Raw genomic sequence first — 16,555 nt, 5'->3', positions numbered from 1 at the left:
TGACCCATTATATAGGGCATAACCCCTAAATTTTATTACCATGGCCGGCGCAAAAGAATCCCCACGTCAGAAAATGATTGGCATGATGTATTTAGTGTTAACCTGTTTGTTAGCGCTAAATGTTTCCAAAGACATTTTAAAAGGTTTTGTTACAGTAAACGAAAGTCTGGAAAAAACAAACCAATCCATGCAACTTAGCAACGAACAAATGTTGAGTGCATTTGAAGAAGCAGCAAAACAAAATAAATCAGCAAAAGCTTATTATGAAAAAGCTATTGAAAGTCAAAAGAAAACCGCTGCAGTTATCGCTTACATCGAGGAAATGAAGAAAAAATTAATTGAAGTCACCGAGAAAGTAGATAAGAATATCGCGGATACAATGCGATTGCGCTTTGTTGAGAAAATGGATGATTACGACATTCCAACGTATCAATTGATTGGTTCGGATGAAACAAAGCCAAGTGAGGGTGCATTTTCCGCAAAAGAACTCAGAGGGAAACTAAGCCATTTGCATTCAGAATTATTGGCGTTAATAGAAGGAATGAATAAAAACAAATCTACACTTCTCCCAAAAAAAGATTACGAAGCGCTTAAAACAAAAATCGGAATTATTAAGCCGGTTGACACCAATGAAATGGAGGACGATATTAAAGTAACCTGGGAGATTCAAAATTTTTACCATTTGCCTTTAGCAGCGGTTGTTACAAATCTTAGTAAAATTCAATCCGATATTAAGAATGTAGAAACGGAAATGATTAATCAACTGGCAGCGGCTTCCGGTAAACTAGTCGTGAAGTTTGATAAGTTTGCCGCTAAAGTCGTGGCACCATCAAAGTACATCAGAAGTGGTGAAAATTTTACCGCAGATATTATTTTGTCTGCTTCTTCCAGCGATTTTAAAGATGATAATATGCAAATATTAATGGGCGCAAAGTATGATCCTGTAACAAAAAGTTTGATTGAGCCGGGTACACCATTGCCTTTAGTTGGAGGCATGGGAAAAGTGGATTTAAAAACAAGCGGACAAGGACAACAAAATTTATCCGGAGTAATAAAATTTAAAAATGGAAAGGGTGAAATTGAATATTTTCCATTCGAAGAAAATTATATGGTAGCCGCTCCTGCAGCTGCTGTTTCCGCCGACAATATGAATGTGTTATATGCAGGTTTATCGAATCCTATTACTATCAGTGCAGCCGGTGTGGCGCCCACCAATTTAGTTGCAAAAATGAACGGGAATACAGCGCCATTAATTCCAGCAGGAAATGGCAAGTACACTATTACACCTGTTACAACGGGCACATGTGAAGTTGCAGTTTATTCAAAGGAAGCCGATGGTTCTCTTAAATCACAAGGCGCGCCTTCGAAATTCCGAATCAAATCCTTGCCTGTACCATTTGTAAAAATTAACGGTAAATATGTGTTTGGAACATTCGATATGAAAAAATTAGAAGCGACTTCGCTGGTTGCAATTGCAGCCGATATTCCGGGTTTTGATTTAAATGCCAAATTTAAAGTGAAGTCGTTTGTTGTAAGTGTATTGAATAATGGTACTATTAATGAATTTAAGTGCGCCGGAAATAATCTATCTGAAGATGCTAAAAAAGCCATTGGCAAGTTAAAATCAGGGAGTAAAATATTTATTGAGGATATAATTGCCATGGACCCCACTCAAAAGGAAGTGCCATTGTCAAACGTAACTATCAGGTTAAAAGGCTAGAAGATCTTTTAAAAGTTTATATCACAAATTTCTACCGGGGATGTGCTAAATTTATGTTGTGAAAACAGTTTATGCCATTCCCGGTTTAGCTACAACAGAAGAGTTGTTTCAGTTTACGCATTTAAGTAATGCGCGTTTAAAAGTGTTGAGTTGGCCGGAGATAACAAGTCGGGATACTCTGCAGTCATACGCTAAGAAATTTCTCGATCAAATTGAAACATCACATCCTTTTTATTTATTGGGTGTTTCATTTGGAGGTATGCTTTGTTCCGAAATCTCATTATTTATAAAGCCCGAGAAAACTATTTTAATTTCAAGTTGTAAGTGCAGTAAAGAACTGGCACCGATGCTTAAATTGTTTCGTCAACTTCCTTTATACAGTTTAATGAATGACAAAATGCTGAAGCGTATGACTAAAAATTCGCGATGGATTTTAGGATTCGAGAAGAAATTCATGCCCGAATTTTTAAGTATGGTAAATTCGATGAAGCCCGGATATATCAAGAACAGCATACATTGTATAGTTAATTGGAAACAACATAATTGTCATCGTCCCGATATTATTCACATACATGGTGATGCCGATAAGCTGTTAACCTATAGCAGTGTAAAGGCTGATTACACAATTAAAGGCGGTAATCACGCTATGATAATTAATAAGTCCACTGAAATAAATCATCTTTTAAATCAAATTATTGTATGATTATATATCATAATACACGTTGCTCGAAGAGCAGAGAAGTACTCGACTTGTTGAATAAAAATAAATGCGCGGTTGAGATTCGCGAATATTTAAAGCAGCCTCCGACTAAAAAAGAATTAAAAGAGCTTCTTGCTAAATTGGGATGTAAGCCTTTTGATATTATTCGCAAGAAAGAAGAAATTTTTATTAAGAAGTTTGCGAATAAAAAGTTTACGGATTCAGAATGGATACAGATTTTGACAGAGCATCCGGTATTAATAGAACGCCCGATAGTGATTGATGGATACAAAGCTGTAATTGGTCGCCCTACCGAATTAGTTATAGATTTAATAAAGAGAAAAAAAGCTTAACGGACTTTTAGAGTTTGTCCGATCGCTAACTTTGAATTTTTGTTTAGCTTATTTAGCTTCATTAATTCATCTACACTTACTCCGTATTTTTTGGAGATACTGTATAAACTTTCCCCGCTTTTCACTTTATGTGTTGTTGCGTTTTTCGATGTTGTACTTTTCACCGCAGTTTTAGCAGGAGAGGAATTAACGGCTAATTTTTTATTGTCAGTGGTGTCAGAAGCTGATTCAGATTTAGTCACAGCCAGATTATCTACCTTGCCATCATCTTTTTTCGGCACATAAATAACTAATTTCTTTCCGGGACGAATTCCTTTTTTACCAATGTAATTCCAGGTTTTGATATCTCCAACAGTAACACCATATTTACGCGCAATATCACTTAAGCGTTGCCCTGATTTAACTACATGTGTAAGTTGAACTTCTTTTACAGTTGTTTCTACTTCTGTTTGGTGTTGCGCTTTAATAGCTGCATAAATTTCCTGTTCATTGGTTAGGAAAAACCCAATTTTACTTTTTGGTAAACAAAGCGCGTTTCCGCCTGCAGGAATGATGTCTTTTCGGTACTGCGGATTAAAATATTTTATTTCGTCATAAGGAATATCCAGCGACAAACTGATTTGTGAGAAAGTCATTTGTTCTTTAAGAACAACAGTGTCTACTTCAAAGTAAGTTTTTTTAGGAACTGCAGGATAAATGTTGTGCTCGGCATAATAAGTCATGGCATAATTAGCTGCAATAAAAGCAGGCACGTATCCTTGAGTTTCCCGTGGTAAAAACGGACGGATCTCCCAATAAGTTTTCTTTCCGCCGGAGCGACGAATGGCTTTACTGATAGTGCCAGGACCGGCATTGTAAGCTGCCAAAACCATTTGCCAATCATTAAACAAATCATACAATGCTTTTAAATACTCTGCTGCGGCAACGGTTGCTTTGTATGGATCGCTGCGTTGATCAACATAGGAAGTAACATTTAAGCCGTACATTTTTCCTGTAGGATACATGAATTGCCATAAGCCTTGTGCGCCGGCATGTGAGCGGGCATTTGGGTTTAAGGCTGATTCAATAACAGCCAAATGCTTTAATTCAAGTGGAATATTATAACGGTCAAGTACTTGCTCAAACATTGGATAATAAAGTTGTGAAATGCCGAGCATACGGCTCATGAGTTCACGTTTACGATTAAGGTACAAATCGATAAAACCGCGAACGTGAGAATTGTACACTAAATCAAATGGAGAAGCGGCATCCAATTTTGCGAGACGCGCTTCATAAATGAAATCGTCAAACTTAGGAATGCTGTCGTAAGCGTAATTAAATTTGTTTTTAGGATGTACAGGCTTGGTAAAAGCCATCTCCAGCACTTTTTTGTTTTCTAAACTATCCAACATAGCGGCAATAGGATCGTCGGGCGTTAGTATTTGGGATTTAGTAATTCCAAATAATGCCGTAAAAACGAAGATGGCTATGTGTTTTAAATTCTTCATCAGTTTAGTAAGTTCTCCGCATTTAGTATTACGCTAAAAACAAGAACAAGTTACATAGTTATTAAATAAAAAGCGTTTTTCCAATTAACAAGTATAAAAAAAGAAGGAAGAAAGTCCTCGTTAAAGAATATTAATTTTTAACTTTGAGATGTGAAAAAGCAAAAAGAAGATATTCCTGTGCATTATTTTGAGCGTAATCTGCTTGTTGTAGCGGTATTTATGGCAATTACCGCCACTTTTTCCTATTTCACATATTCTTATTTTATAATTGTACATCCTTTGTCATTTGTTTTGGCGGTGCCGGCGGTAATTTTCGCTTTTCAAACATTATGGTTAATGTTGAATCCGTATGCAGTTATTTATGAAGATAAGTTTGAAATCAAACGTTCTATTTTCAGTAATAAGTTTTGGTATTTTATCGATATTAAAAGCGTAGGAGAGGTAAATAAGAAAGGGTTTAACATCACGTACAATGATGATGAAATAGAGCCGATATCTACTTTCGGAATTCGTTCTTCAAATAAACAGGCTTTTCGCGATACTGTAAATAAATTTGTTTGTAAGAGCTTGGTTGTTGATCGTGCGGATTAAATCAATTCAATCATTTTTTCTTTACGGGAGGTTATTTCTCCAATAGCCACTGCATCAAAATTATTTTTTGATTTCCACGACTCAAATTCTTTTTGATGTTCTTTCCGAATGGTAAACAATAAACCGCCTGATGTTTGAGGATCACAAAACGTAAGAAAATCCATATCTACCATGCCATTGATTTGTATTTCATAGGCGTTGAAGTTACGTGTAGTGTTATCCGGATAGATAAATTGCGAGGTGTAATGTGAAATATTTTTAAAAGTTCTGATTTTGTTTTTTGTGATTAGGGCTGTCAGTTTTTTTGTTCCCATCATTTCACTGAGATGACCAAGTAAACCAAACCCGGTCACATCCGTAAGTGCTGTTACATAGGGAAGTTTTCCTAATTCATAACCAAAATTATTTAATTCGGTCATCGATTCAAGTAGTTCTTTATAGTCCTGCTCCTCTAGTTTTCCACGTTTGAGAGCCGTGCTGTAAATGCCGGTACCTAATTTTTTGCTTAGATAAATTATGTTTCCCTCTTCAATTGTATGATTTTGCTTTAAATTGTTTTTATCAACGAGTCCGTTAACCGCCAATCCGAAAATGGGTTCCAAACTTTCAACGCTGTGTCCGCCTGCCAATGGAATACCTGCTTGCTTACAAATAGCGCGCGCACCATTCAAAACTTCACGTGCAGATTCAGTTCCTAATTTTTCGGTTGGCCAGGCTAAAATGGCCACAGCTAATAATGGTTTTCCTCCCATAGCATAAACATCACTAATGGCATTGGCGGCTGAAACTCGACCGAAATCAAAGGCCGAATCTACAATGGGCATAAAAAAATCAGTGGTGCTTATTAAACATGAATTATTTCCTAAATCATATACTGCTGCATCGTCGTTAGTGTGATTTCCAACCAGCAATTCTTTACATTCAAAATCATCATTGTTTTTCAAAATTTCCTGCAATACAGCAGGTGCAATTTTGCAACCGCACCCGGAAGCTTTACTAAATTGTGTGAGTTTATAGGTTTCCATAATTTTCAAATACCTCTTTTACCTTTAATGCATTTATTGCGGCATCATCTGTGTCGGTTTCTACGAGAATGATCTTTTTTATCTCACGCTTAACATGATTGTATTCATAAGCTTTATCGTAGTAACGCAAAGTAATGGTTGCCACATCGGCTAAATTCCCTTCTTCTAAGTACTGCATGCAATCTTTTACATTGTTAGGACCTAATTGCTGCGAAATATTCCGGATACACTTTGCTAAAAGATTTTTGTCTGCCATACCATAATCTTTCACTAAGCGATTTACCCTTAATTCAAACGGCACCATTACTTTTATGATGGGTGCTTCTTTCATCTGGAGCCAAAATGTATAAGGAATTTTATTATAGCCGATAGACATGGATTCATCTTCTACCAAAATCGGTTTTTCATACGATAAGTTAACTAAAGCGTCATATAAATTATTCTCGAAAAGCTGTTGAGGATTTTGAGGCAACTCGTTAATACTTCCAAAAGCAGAACCTTTGTGATGAGCAATTTTTTCAAGGTCTAAAATCTGAATATTATCTTTCAAATGGTGCAAGATTTCTGTTTTACCTGAACCTGTAGCTCCACCCAATAAAACCAGGTTATAACGATTTTTAAAGTGATTTAGCACATGATTTCGGTAAGCTTTATAGCCACCCTCCATAATCCTGGATTCTAATCCAGCCGTGTTCAACAGCCATCCAAACGAATTACTTCTCATCCCACCTCTAAAGCAATAAATAAATACTTTGTTGTTGCCACTCTTATTTTTTGCCTCTTTAATAAAATCAGTCAGTTTTGGCGATACAATTTGCAGTCCGCGCATAACGGCATCTTCTCTTCCTTTCGCCTTGTATAAAGTGCCAATTTCAGCTCTTTCCAAGTCATCAAAAAGTGGAATATTAATAGCGCCCGGCAGATGTCCTTTCTTAAACTCAATAGGCGCTCTCACATCAATGAGGGTATTGCCTTTTGACCGGCTAAGAAATTCTGTTACTGTGAGCGACTCGGCTTTCATTGGATAAGAAGGTAAATTTACTATTTAAAAATCAGTAAAAATCTAAATATTTAGCTCTCTCAAAAAGGGGTCTCACTCATTTGCTGAATGGCAAATTACTGAGTGCCTGAATGGGCGCGACTTATTAGAGCGTATTTGTTAAAATCTCCCTTATAACAATTTGCTATTCATCTAAAAATACTGGAAATTGTAACAATTTTTAATTAATATTGTAATTACAACTTTTTGAAAAGGGTACTTGTCATATTTATTCTGCTTTTCGCATTTGGGATTACTACGCCTCTTTTAGCGCAGCGTCGTCGTGAGCACAAGAATCAACGTCGTGGCGGAAGCTCCAGAGCACACATTAAAAAGACTAATTCATTTGCATACGGCGGTTCAACAAAGAAGAAGGGCAAAGGCTCTAAGGTTGTTGGTGGCTGGGTATATAAACCAACTCGTCCGGGTAAAAAACAAAACCGCGAGCAGCCACATTTGTTTTCACGTACTCGCACAAATAATCGTAAGTACAAAGATGGTTTACAGGCGCGAATTAACCGAGAGAGAGTTAAACGCCGCGTAAGAGGTAACGCCACTTTCCATAAGAGTAAATACTTTTAATATTTAAATCCCGCAATCAGGCGGGATTTTTTAATTTTGCACAAATCAATTTTATGAACGTATTAATTCTTGGATCAGGAGGGAGAGAGCATGCATTTGCATGGAAAATTGCGCAAAGCAAACAGCTCGAAAATTTATACATCGCGCCCGGTAATGCCGGCACCGCGCACTGTGGTACCAATGTAAACATCAGTGCTACCGATTTCGAAGCCGTTAAAAAACTGGTATGGGAAAAGGGAATTGACATGGTGCTGGTTGGACCCGAAGATCCTTTGGTAAAAGGAATTCATGATTATTTTTTGCAAGACGATGTATTAAAAGACATACCTGTAATAGGGCCAAAAAAAGATGGCGCGCAATTAGAAGGCAGTAAAGATTTCAGCAAGCAATTTATGATGCGTCATGGCGTTCCTACGGCACGTTATCATAGTTTTACAAAAGATACATGTGAAGAGGGTAAAAAGTTTTTGGAAACATTAGAGCCACCATTTGTTTTAAAAGCAAGTGGACTCGCAGCGGGGAAAGGAGTATTAATTATAGATAACATTAAGGAGGCAAAAGCTGAATTAGAAAACATGTTGTTGAATGCAAAATTCGGTGATGCATCGGCAACAGTTGTTATCGAAGAATTTTTGCACGGAATAGAGTTGTCTGTTTTTGTATTAACGGATGGCAAGTCGTATAAAATTTTGCCGGCAGCTAAGGATTATAAACGAATTGGTGAAGGCGATACTGGTTTAAATACGGGGGGGATGGGAGCAGTTAGTCCTGTACCATTTGCCGACGAAGCTTTTATTAAAAAGGTAGAGGAAAAAGTAGTGAAGCCAACCATCAATGGTTTAGTTAAAGATGGTATTGATTACCGTGGATTTATTTTTATCGGATTAATGAATAACAAGGGAGAGCCTAGCGTCATTGAATATAATTGCCGAATGGGTGATCCGGAAACGGAAGTAGTAATTCCACGCATTGAATCTGACTTATTGGATTTGTTAGATGGAGTTGCCACACAAACTTTAGATAAAAAGCGCTTTGCGGTGACATCGCAAACAGCTACCACCGTAGTATTAGTATCCGGAGGATATCCTGAAGACTATGAAAAAGGCAAAGTGGTATCAGGATTGGAAAAAGTGGATGGTTCTCATGTGTTTCATGCCGGTACAAAACAAGATGGTGACAAGGTCGTTACATCCGGTGGTCGTGTATTTGCCGTAACTTCATTTGGAAATTCAATTAAAGAGGCTGTTACAACAAGTTTTTCTAACGCTGAAAAAATCACTTACGATAAAAAATATTACCGTCGCGATATTGGAAAAGATTTGATGGAGTGGAAGGGGTATTAGATAATGTACACCCTTGCGTGATAGTAGTTCAAAAAGTCTTGTTAAAACAAATAAAAAAATCGCATATCAATAATGAATTGATACGATATCTATATTTGGGGAAAAGTTAGAATGTCAAATTATTACGAAGCATTAAAACTATCCCTGAATGCGTCTCAAGATGAGATTGCAATTTCATTCGAAACTTACAAGAATACAATTCGTTCATTTAGTCCGGGCGTAAATTTGTCGGATGAAGAACTAAAAAACAGAAATCCTGAAACCTGGATTGCATATACTATCCTGATGAATGTTGATTTACGAAAGGAGTATAATGAAAAGTTGGAGCGAGACAGAATACATCGAAGCTATGAGGCCAAGCTATTAAATGCAAACGAAGGCCAATACATCAAGAACAAACAGCACACAAAATGGTTCTTTTCTTTGGTAATAATATTCGCCTTAATATTTCTTTATTATTTAAGCGGGGCCGGTACCAAAGATTTAAATGAATTTCCTAAATGGCGTACGAATTATTTGGGTGATTCATTTTATGTGATGTTGCCTTCTGAGCCTGATACTCTAATCAATCCATTGCCCCCTTATTTATTAAATTATATTAAGCGGAATAAAAATTACTACTCAGAGTTAAAAGATGGATTTAATGTAAGCGTATCTGTTTTTGAATTAGGGAATGATTTTAAAATGTCGCCAAAAGACATTGCTTATGTAGGTAGTAAGGAAATGCAGAATTCTCATCTCAGAAATATTAAAAAAGATACGTCTATTGTGAGAATGATGATAAGAGGATATAGATTGCAATTGGAACGAGGACATTATCAAATTGATGATGTATTGCGCGCTTATGAAAATTATACGTTAATTAATGGTTCTTCAGCGATTAAGTTGATCATAAATTATGTTCCCGAAAACAAACTGCATGAAAAATACTGCCATGTTATATCAGTGAGTTTGTTTCATTAATCTACAGAAGGCGAGAACGTCCAAAGATATTTGCCGCTTTCTAAATCAAAGCATACGCTTTTGCGATTGGCGCCATTGATATTAATCACAAGTGTTTTTCCGTTTGTGCTGTAATCACAATTAAGTGTTTGAAACGGACTCTCAATTAATATTTGTAAATCGGGATGGATAAGTTGCCAATTGCTTTTGCCTTCTGAATTAAAGCTTTCTAAAATTACTTTTGCTTTTTTTGACAAATTTTCGGCGTACACCAGTATATAATTGTTCTTGAATCTTGTTAAGCCTTGCGCTTTAAAAAATTTCTTTTCGCTGATTTGTTTTGCAGATTTAACGGGTCCTCTACTATTTTTTCCTTTCGCAATTTCTTCCAAGCCATAACCATAAACATCCATTTCATTACGGCTCGCATCAATGATGTGTTTTATCAGCCATAACTGTTTGTGATTTTCATTTTCACGTAAATAAATTTGATAAACTGTTGATGTATCTGTTCGATAACTCATGTCATCTTCTTTTTGTTTTCTCAGAATATTGCGGGCCGGATAATAAACAAATTCGTCACCATCGTTGGTTGTCAGTTTAAAAGCGTTTTTATAACGAATGAGCTCTGTTTTAGAAATACCGGATGACAACTCGGGAAATTTTTTCTTGATAGTTTCAGCGTCTTCTTTTTTCTCAAAAGTGTAAATATCAAAAGCGCATATTAAATTTTCCTCGGAGGAATTGTAGGCTAAGTCATTTATTAAAACGAACTCATTATCTATTTTTTTGCTAACGTTAAACGATTCTTTCCAGGTCATTTGCGGTAGATAATCTTTTTCGGCACGCACTTTCTTTGAAGATGGATCTATAATGTTGATTTTATACTTTACGCTGTCCAATCGGTTACGGGTTTGTTGCATAACCGTCCAGGCAACCGGTCCTTTACTGCCAACGAAACATTCGTAATGATGAATGTATGGTTTCTGCCATTCCGAAAAAATTTGTTCAACAGGATTAGTGGCGTTATTTTTTGTAAACAAGAATACAGAAACACCAACTCCCATCATAGCCACAAACACTCCTATGAAAACAAAAGCAATGATTTTTCCTGCAACAGGATTTATTGGTTTGGCATTAGTAGTGCCGAACGAAACAGGGGTTGGTTTGTTGGCTGTAGCTGTAACTTCAAAAGTACTCTGACAGTAATTGCACATATAATTACCATGTACGGTTTTATAAGTGCTGTTTGCACCACAAGCCGGACATTGTATTTGTTTTACAGTTGCCAAATTATTTGCCGAATTTGCCTTTTAATGCTGCCAGAGCAGATTTCATATCGTTTGGATCGTAAGACGTTTCTTCTTTTTTAGGAGAAGATTTTTTGGATGAAACCATTCCTTCACCTTTCATGCTTAATGCAATGCGTTTTCGCTTTACATCAACTTCTGTCACATTCACCCACACTTTTTGTCCAACTTTTACGATAGTATTCGGATCATCTACAAAGGTATCGCTCAATTGAGAAATGTGTACTAATCCGTCTTGATGTACACCCACATCCACAAAAGCGCCGAAATTAGTAACGTTAGTAACAATACCAGGTAAGCGCATGCCTTCTCTTAAATCAGAAATCTCATGTACGTTCTCATCAAAACTAAATACTTCAAATGATTTACGTGGGTCACGCCCTGGTTTTTCTAACTCCGCCATAATATCTTTTAGAGTAGGCAAACCAATCGTATCGGTTACGTAATTATTTAAGTTTATTTTTTTGCGGAGTTCTTTATCGTTCATCAATTCATCAATCCCGCAGTTTAAATCCTTCGCCATTTTTTCTACGATGTGATAACTTTCAGGATGCACCGCGCTTTTATCTAAAGGATGCACGCCATCACGAATACGAAGGAAGCCTGAACATTGCTCAAATACTTTTTCCCCCATACGCGGTACTTTCAATAAATCTTTACGCGCACGGAACGGTCCGTTTTCATTTCTATATTCAACAATGTTTTTTGCTAATGTTTCGCCAATACCAGACACATAGGAGAGTAATTGTTTGGAAGCAGTGTTTAATTCAACACCAACACCATTTACACAACTCATTACCACATCATCCAATTTATTCTTTAGCGCACTCTGATCAACATCGTGTTGGTACTGTCCAACTCCAATGGATTTAGGATCAATTTTTACCAATTCAGCTAAAGGATCAGCTAATCGGCGACCAATCGAAACAGCGCCACGTACAGTAAGATCTTTATCAGGAAATTCTTCACGCGCCACTTCACTCGCAGAATAAACAGACGCACCGGCTTCACTCACCACTATAATTGGAATGTTTTTTGGAAGCACATCAATGTTTCGGATAAATTGTTCTGTTTCGCGAGAAGCAGTTCCATTACCAATAGCAATTGCTTCAATATCATGTTTAGCGCAAAACGCCAGAATAACATTTTCTGCTTCTGTAGTTCTGCGTTGAGGTTCGTGAGGATAAATAACGGTTTCTTCCAGTAATTTTCCCTGTGCATTTAAAGCCACCACTTTGCATCCTGTTCTAAATCCGGGGTCAACACCTAAAATTCGTTTTTGTCCGAGTGGAGAAGCTAATAATAACTCACGTAAATTATCCGCAAAAACCTGAATCGCTTTTTCGTCGGCTAATTGTTTAGTGAATAAGCGAATTTCAGCTTCAATGCTTGGTGCCAATAGTCGTTTGTATCCGTCTTCAATTGCCAGTTGAATTTGTTGCGCGCATTCACCTCGGCTTATAACGAATTGTTTTTTTAATAAATCGTGAGCCGCTTCTTCATCAATTGTAATATCCAGAATTAGAAAATCTTCTTTTTCACCACGACGCATAGCCAACATTCGGTGCGAAGGACAATTCGATAGTTTTTCTTCCCATTCAAAGTAGTCTTCAAATTTTTCACCTTCTTCTTCTTTGCCTTTTATCACGCGGCTTTTAATGATGGCTGTTTCTTTAAACAATTTACGTAAACCTTCACGCACAATGGCATCTTCGCTGATGATTTCGGAAATGATATCACGAGCACCTTGTAAAGCTTCTTCAGGATTTTCACCTTCTTTTTCTTTGTTTACATATTCGAGAGCTGCCGCAAAAACATCATTATTCTTTTGTTCAAGAATCAGCTGAGCTAATGGCTCTAATCCTTTTTCGCGTGCAATAGTAGCTTTGGTGCGGCGTTTAGGTTTATATGGCAGATATAAATCTTCCAGCTTAGATAAAGTATCGGCTGCCAGAATTTTTTCTTTTAAATCCTCTGTGAGTTTTCCTTGTCCTTCAATGGATTTTAAAATACTCTCACGGCGCTGTTCCAATTGGCGCAAACGTTCGATTTCAGTTTTGATGGCTAATACCTGTACTTCATCCAAACTACCGGTTACTTCCTTACGGTAACGTGAAATGAATGGAACGGTAGCACCTTCATCCAATAAATCAACAGTTGCCTTAACCTGTTTCGAATCAATTTTTAAATCGTCGGCAATTTTAAAATACAATTTTACTTCACTCATAATTTCAATTTCGTTACAAGCAAATTTAGAATTATAATAGGGGAGAGAAGAAGTATTTTATTAACACTTTTAGTAATTACTGTTACAAAAATTAGAGTCTTGTTCCAATAACCAGAATGTCGTCAACTTGTTCCAGTTCACCTTTCCATTCTTCAATGGTTTTGTAGAGTAATTCGCCCTGTTCCTCCATGCTGAGATGTTGTGTATCCAGCAGCAATTTTTTAAAGGCGCTATACTTGAATTTTTTTCCGTCGGGGCCGCCAAACTGATCCGCAAATCCGTCGGAATAAATATAAAGCGTATCACCGGCAATTAGTTGAATAGAATGATTTGTAAATTTTTTATTCTCGCCTGACTTCAAATTTCCTATTGGAAATTTGTCAGCTTTTATCTCGGTTAATTCGCCATTTCTTATCAGCCATAATGGATTAAATGCTCCGGCATATTCTAGGACATTCGTCTTTCTGTTAAAGGCACATAATGCAATATCCATACCGTCTCTAACCTGATTGTCTTCTAAATATGACTGGCGTAATGTGTCGCTTACATTTTTGTTTAGCTCATTTAAAATTTCGGATGGCTTAGTTATGCCATGTTCGGCAACAATCTGGTCAAGTTTACTGTGCCCTACGATGCTCATAAAAGCACCGGGTACTCCATGGCCTGTGCAATCTACGGCAGCAAATAATACCATATCCTTCTTATCATAAAGCCAATAGAAATCGCCACTTACAATGTCTTTAGGCTTAAACAAAATGAATGTTTTGGGAAGGTAGTTTCTTACAAAAAAATCTGGTGGTAAAATGGCATCTTGTATGCGTTTAGCGTAACGTATACTCGCAGTAATATCTTTATTTTTTTCATCTAACTCAATATTTTTCTGTACTACCTCAGCAGTTCTTTCTTTAACCTTTTCTTCAAGTATCTTATTTTCTTTCTTTAGTTGACGTTCTCGAATTTTAATATAAGCGAAAAGTAACGCTGTAATTGAAACAACAACAATTACATAAAACCACCAGGTCTTCCAGAAGGGAGGAGCAATGATAAAAGTATAATTTAGATTTTGCTGAGTACAATTATTCCCAACACACGCCTGTATTTTGAAACTATAATGTCCTGCAGGTAGATTCGAAAAGGACACGTAGTTTTCTCTGGTTGCCGGACGCCAGTCGGAATCATATCCTTCTAGTTTTATTTTGTAACTAATTTCTTCAGGATGTTTAAGTGTTATTGCTGTAAATTCAAAAAGCAATGAATTTTCTTTATAAGATAACTGCAGATTTTCTTTTAACGAAACCTCTCTTAGATTTACCTTTAGAGAAGTAATATGCAATAACGGTTCAACCTGTGTATGGTTATCGTGTGTAGCTGAATATTTAAACGCGCCATCAACGGTTCCAAACCAAACATTGGATTCTCTATCGATAAAGACTGAATTCGGTCGCGTTTCAATTCCTGTGAAGCCATCGCTTTTTAAGTACGGAGTGATTTTTGAGTTGGTAATATTAAACTTACAAAGTCCTTTATTAGTTCCTATCCATAATTCCTGCGAGCGTGAAGGCTGCAACAAAGTAATATAGTTAGATATTAGTCCGTCTTTTAAAGTTACATTGTTAAAAGCGCCATTTTTATATGCGTAAATACCATTGTTTTCTGTTCCGATCCATATGGTTCCATCCTGACTTTCGTTCACGGATGTAACATTGTTTGAGATGCCTTTTTCTTTATTAAGAATTGTAAATTTATTTCCTTCAATGAGCGTTATTCCTTTCTGCTTAGTGCCAACCCATACTCTTTTTTTCGAGTCTTCAAATAAACATGCAATATCATTTCCGCTTAAACCATCAACAGTTCTTAAGCTTTTTGTTTCGCCTGTGCTGCAATTGTAGGTAGTGAGCCCGTCAATGGTTCCTATCCACAAAACATTGTTGTGGTCTATCATCAAGGCGCTAACAAAAGGGTTTATCAATTCAAACACTTCGGCAAGCGGAGTCGCTTTTTTGCTTCCGGTATTAAATTTTGCCACTTTACCACCCCATAAGGCAACATAGATGTTGCCTGATTTGTCTTTTGTAAGTGCTCTGGTGTTTGTAACGGGTGAAAAGGGAAATTCGGAAATATTATCAATTTTACCTTCACTATTTATAACACTAATTCCTTCGTTAGTTGCCAGCCAAACTTCACCATTGTTATCAGTACAAATGCCATAAACCTGAGAGTTTGACATGCCATTGTTTTTAGAGTAAGAAACAAATTGCGCACCTTTAAAAACCTGTAAGCCTTCTCCTACTGTTCCTAATAGTATATTTCCCTCTCTATCTTCATTTATGGATTTTATTTTGTTAACCGGTAAGCCATTACTTACAGTAAAAAGTAAAACTTTTTGATTGTTGTCAATTTTGCATACACCCGAATTAAAGACCGATGCCCAAATGTTGGATTTACTGTCTTCGTAGATTGTGTAAATAAAGTTAGAGGCAAAGGAGCCGATGAATCCATGGGAACGAATGTCAAACAATAATTCAGGAGCCTTACTGTTTGCAAATGCTTTATAAATACTTCCGGTGGAAGTGCCAATTACAACATCACCGGATTTAAGAAATTGAAAAGCTGTAATTTGTACAGGAGGAATGTCAGAGAATTTTACAAATTCTATTTTTCCATTTTGTTTATCAAGTTTTTTGAGCCCGATATCGGTTAAGAACCATATATCTCCATTTGCGTTTTCCTGAATCGAAAACACAATAGGGCTTAAACCTTCGGAAGCGGAAAAGGATTTTACTTTATTTAGATTTCCCGGGTCGGGAATTTCAAAAGCCCCATTGTTCGTGCCTAACCATAAATGACCTTTGCTATCTTGCGTGACGCAATAAATTTTTTTACCGGTTCCAATTTCTTTTACGTTGTGCGTTTTAAATTGATTGTTATTGTATGAAGTTAACAAACCGTTGTCATGAGTTAACCATAGCGTTTTGTTTTTATCGATCAGAAGTCCGGTAATGTTATTGTCGGCAAGCCCATTTTCTGTTGTATAGTTAGTGAAATTTTTGCCATCAAATTTTGAAAGACCACTTTCAGTAGCAAGCCAATAATAACCATTGGCATCTTGAACTGTTGCGGCTACGTTTGACTGCGCTAAGCCGTGACGAACGCCATAGCTTTCAAAATAATAGGTTTGGGAAGTAATAACACATGGAAAAAGTAACCAAAGAAGTATGGCTATTGTTTTTTTCATG

The 16,555-nt window shown here is 36.7% G+C and carries 13 protein-coding genes; 7 read left to right on the top strand and 6 right to left on the bottom strand.

The genetic code is table 11. The annotated features are described in order from the left end of the window. Nucleotides 1-40 precede the first annotated feature (40 nt). From gldM to arsC, 3 genes are read left to right on the top strand one after another with little or no spacing between them, the layout of a single operon-like run. Nucleotides 41-1,720: a gliding motility protein GldM gene (gene gldM, locus J0L69_00685; GenBank protein MBN8691674.1), complete on the top strand. Its 1,680-nt coding sequence runs from the start codon at nt 41-43 to the stop codon at nt 1,718-1,720. 58 nt (nt 1,721-1,778) lie between these two features. Further along, a complete protein-coding gene (locus J0L69_00680; protein ID MBN8691673.1) occupies nt 1,779-2,423 on the top strand; it encodes a hypothetical protein in 645 nt (214 codons plus the stop codon). Beyond that, nucleotides 2,420-2,773: an arsenate reductase (glutaredoxin) gene (arsC, locus tag J0L69_00675; GenBank protein ID MBN8691672.1), complete on the top strand. Its 354-nt coding sequence runs from the start codon at nt 2,420-2,422 to the stop codon at nt 2,771-2,773. The genes J0L69_00680 and arsC overlap by 4 nt, the downstream gene beginning before the upstream one ends. Here arsC and J0L69_00670 read toward each other — a convergent pair. Next, complete coding sequence (locus J0L69_00670; GenBank protein ID MBN8691671.1) at nt 2,770-4,260, bottom strand: LysM peptidoglycan-binding domain-containing protein; 1,491 nt, start codon at nt 4,258-4,260, stop codon at nt 2,770-2,772. The two genes, arsC and J0L69_00670, sit on opposite strands and share 4 nt — an antisense overlap. A 150-nt stretch (nt 4,261-4,410) precedes the next feature. Between J0L69_00670 and J0L69_00665 the strand changes: the two genes are divergently transcribed. Next, nucleotides 4,411-4,851 carry a hypothetical protein gene (locus J0L69_00665; GenBank protein ID MBN8691670.1) on the top strand — a complete coding sequence of 147 codons (441 nt, stop codon included), beginning with the start codon at nt 4,411-4,413 and terminating at the stop codon, nt 4,849-4,851. Here the strand turns inward: J0L69_00665 and selD are convergent. Then, a complete protein-coding gene (gene selD / locus J0L69_00660) occupies nt 4,848-5,876 on the bottom strand; it encodes a selenide, water dikinase SelD (protein ID MBN8691669.1) in 1,029 nt (342 codons plus the stop codon). The genes J0L69_00665 and selD overlap by 4 nt on opposite strands. Continuing rightward, nucleotides 5,863-6,897 (bottom strand): tRNA 2-selenouridine(34) synthase MnmH, encoded by a 1,035-nt coding sequence (mnmH, locus tag J0L69_00655; protein MBN8691668.1) that lies wholly within the window; start codon nt 6,895-6,897, stop codon nt 5,863-5,865. The genes selD and mnmH overlap by 14 nt, the downstream gene beginning before the upstream one ends. A 225-nt stretch (nt 6,898-7,122) precedes the next feature. Here mnmH and J0L69_00650 point away from each other — a divergent pair, with 225 nt between their 5' ends. The 3 genes from J0L69_00650 to J0L69_00640 all read left to right on the top strand — a co-directional run bounded on the left by J0L69_00650 (nt 7,123) and on the right by J0L69_00640 (nt 9,803). After that, nucleotides 7,123-7,497, top strand: a complete 375-nt coding sequence (locus tag J0L69_00650; protein MBN8691667.1) for a hypothetical protein — start codon at nt 7,123-7,125, stop codon at nt 7,495-7,497. A gap of 53 nt (nt 7,498-7,550) precedes the next feature. Beyond that, nucleotides 7,551-8,840: a phosphoribosylamine--glycine ligase gene (gene purD, locus J0L69_00645; GenBank protein ID MBN8691666.1), complete on the top strand. Its 1,290-nt coding sequence runs from the start codon at nt 7,551-7,553 to the stop codon at nt 8,838-8,840. 111 nt (nt 8,841-8,951) lie between these two features. Further along, nucleotides 8,952-9,803 (top strand): hypothetical protein, encoded by an 852-nt coding sequence (locus tag J0L69_00640; protein ID MBN8691665.1) that lies wholly within the window; start codon nt 8,952-8,954, stop codon nt 9,801-9,803. Here the strand turns inward: J0L69_00640 and J0L69_00635 are convergent. From J0L69_00635 to J0L69_00625, 3 genes are all read right to left on the bottom strand, one after another. After that, nucleotides 9,800-11,074 carry a hypothetical protein gene (locus J0L69_00635; GenBank protein MBN8691664.1) on the bottom strand — a complete coding sequence of 425 codons (1,275 nt, stop codon included), beginning with the start codon at nt 11,072-11,074 and terminating at the stop codon, nt 9,800-9,802. The two genes, J0L69_00640 and J0L69_00635, sit on opposite strands and share 4 nt — an antisense overlap. Nucleotide 11,075: 1 nt before the next feature. Beyond that, the gene (locus J0L69_00630) at nt 11,076-13,319 is read right to left on the bottom strand and encodes an RNA-binding transcriptional accessory protein (GenBank protein MBN8691663.1); all 2,244 of its coding nucleotides are present in this window, start codon (nt 13,317-13,319) and stop codon (nt 11,076-11,078) included. Between the two features lie 91 nt (nt 13,320-13,410). Then, nucleotides 13,411-16,554 (bottom strand): SpoIIE family protein phosphatase, encoded by a 3,144-nt coding sequence (locus J0L69_00625; protein MBN8691662.1) that lies wholly within the window; start codon nt 16,552-16,554, stop codon nt 13,411-13,413. Nucleotide 16,555: the final 1 nt, after the last annotated feature.

It is taken from the genome of Bacteroidota bacterium, from assembly GCA_017303905.1.
In the GTDB taxonomy this organism is placed as follows: domain Bacteria; phylum Bacteroidota; class Bacteroidia; order B-17B0; family Aurantibacillaceae; genus JAHEYG01.
This window is presented reverse-complemented; position numbering and strand designations above follow the sequence as displayed.

Coding starts and splice junctions, on each gene's coding strand:
- gldM (MBN8691674.1), top strand. CDS start 41: ATGGCCGGCGCAAAAGAATCCCCACGTCAGAAAATGATTGGCATGATG.
- arsC (MBN8691672.1), top strand. CDS start 2,420: ATGATTATATATCATAATACACGTTGCTCGAAGAGCAGAGAAGTACTC.
- J0L69_00670 (MBN8691671.1), bottom strand. CDS start 4,260: ATGAAGAATTTAAAACACATAGCCATCTTCGTTTTTACGGCATTATTT.
- selD (MBN8691669.1), bottom strand. CDS start 5,876: ATGGAAACCTATAAACTCACACAATTTAGTAAAGCTTCCGGGTGCGGT.
- mnmH (MBN8691668.1), bottom strand. CDS start 6,897: ATGAAAGCCGAGTCGCTCACAGTAACAGAATTTCTTAGCCGGTCAAAA.
- purD (MBN8691666.1), top strand. CDS start 7,551: ATGAACGTATTAATTCTTGGATCAGGAGGGAGAGAGCATGCATTTGCA.
- J0L69_00640 (MBN8691665.1), top strand. CDS start 8,952: ATGTCAAATTATTACGAAGCATTAAAACTATCCCTGAATGCGTCTCAA.
- J0L69_00630 (MBN8691663.1), bottom strand. CDS start 13,319: ATGAGTGAAGTAAAATTGTATTTTAAAATTGCCGACGATTTAAAAATT.
- J0L69_00625 (MBN8691662.1), bottom strand. CDS start 16,554: ATGAAAAAAACAATAGCCATACTTCTTTGGTTACTTTTTCCATGTGTT.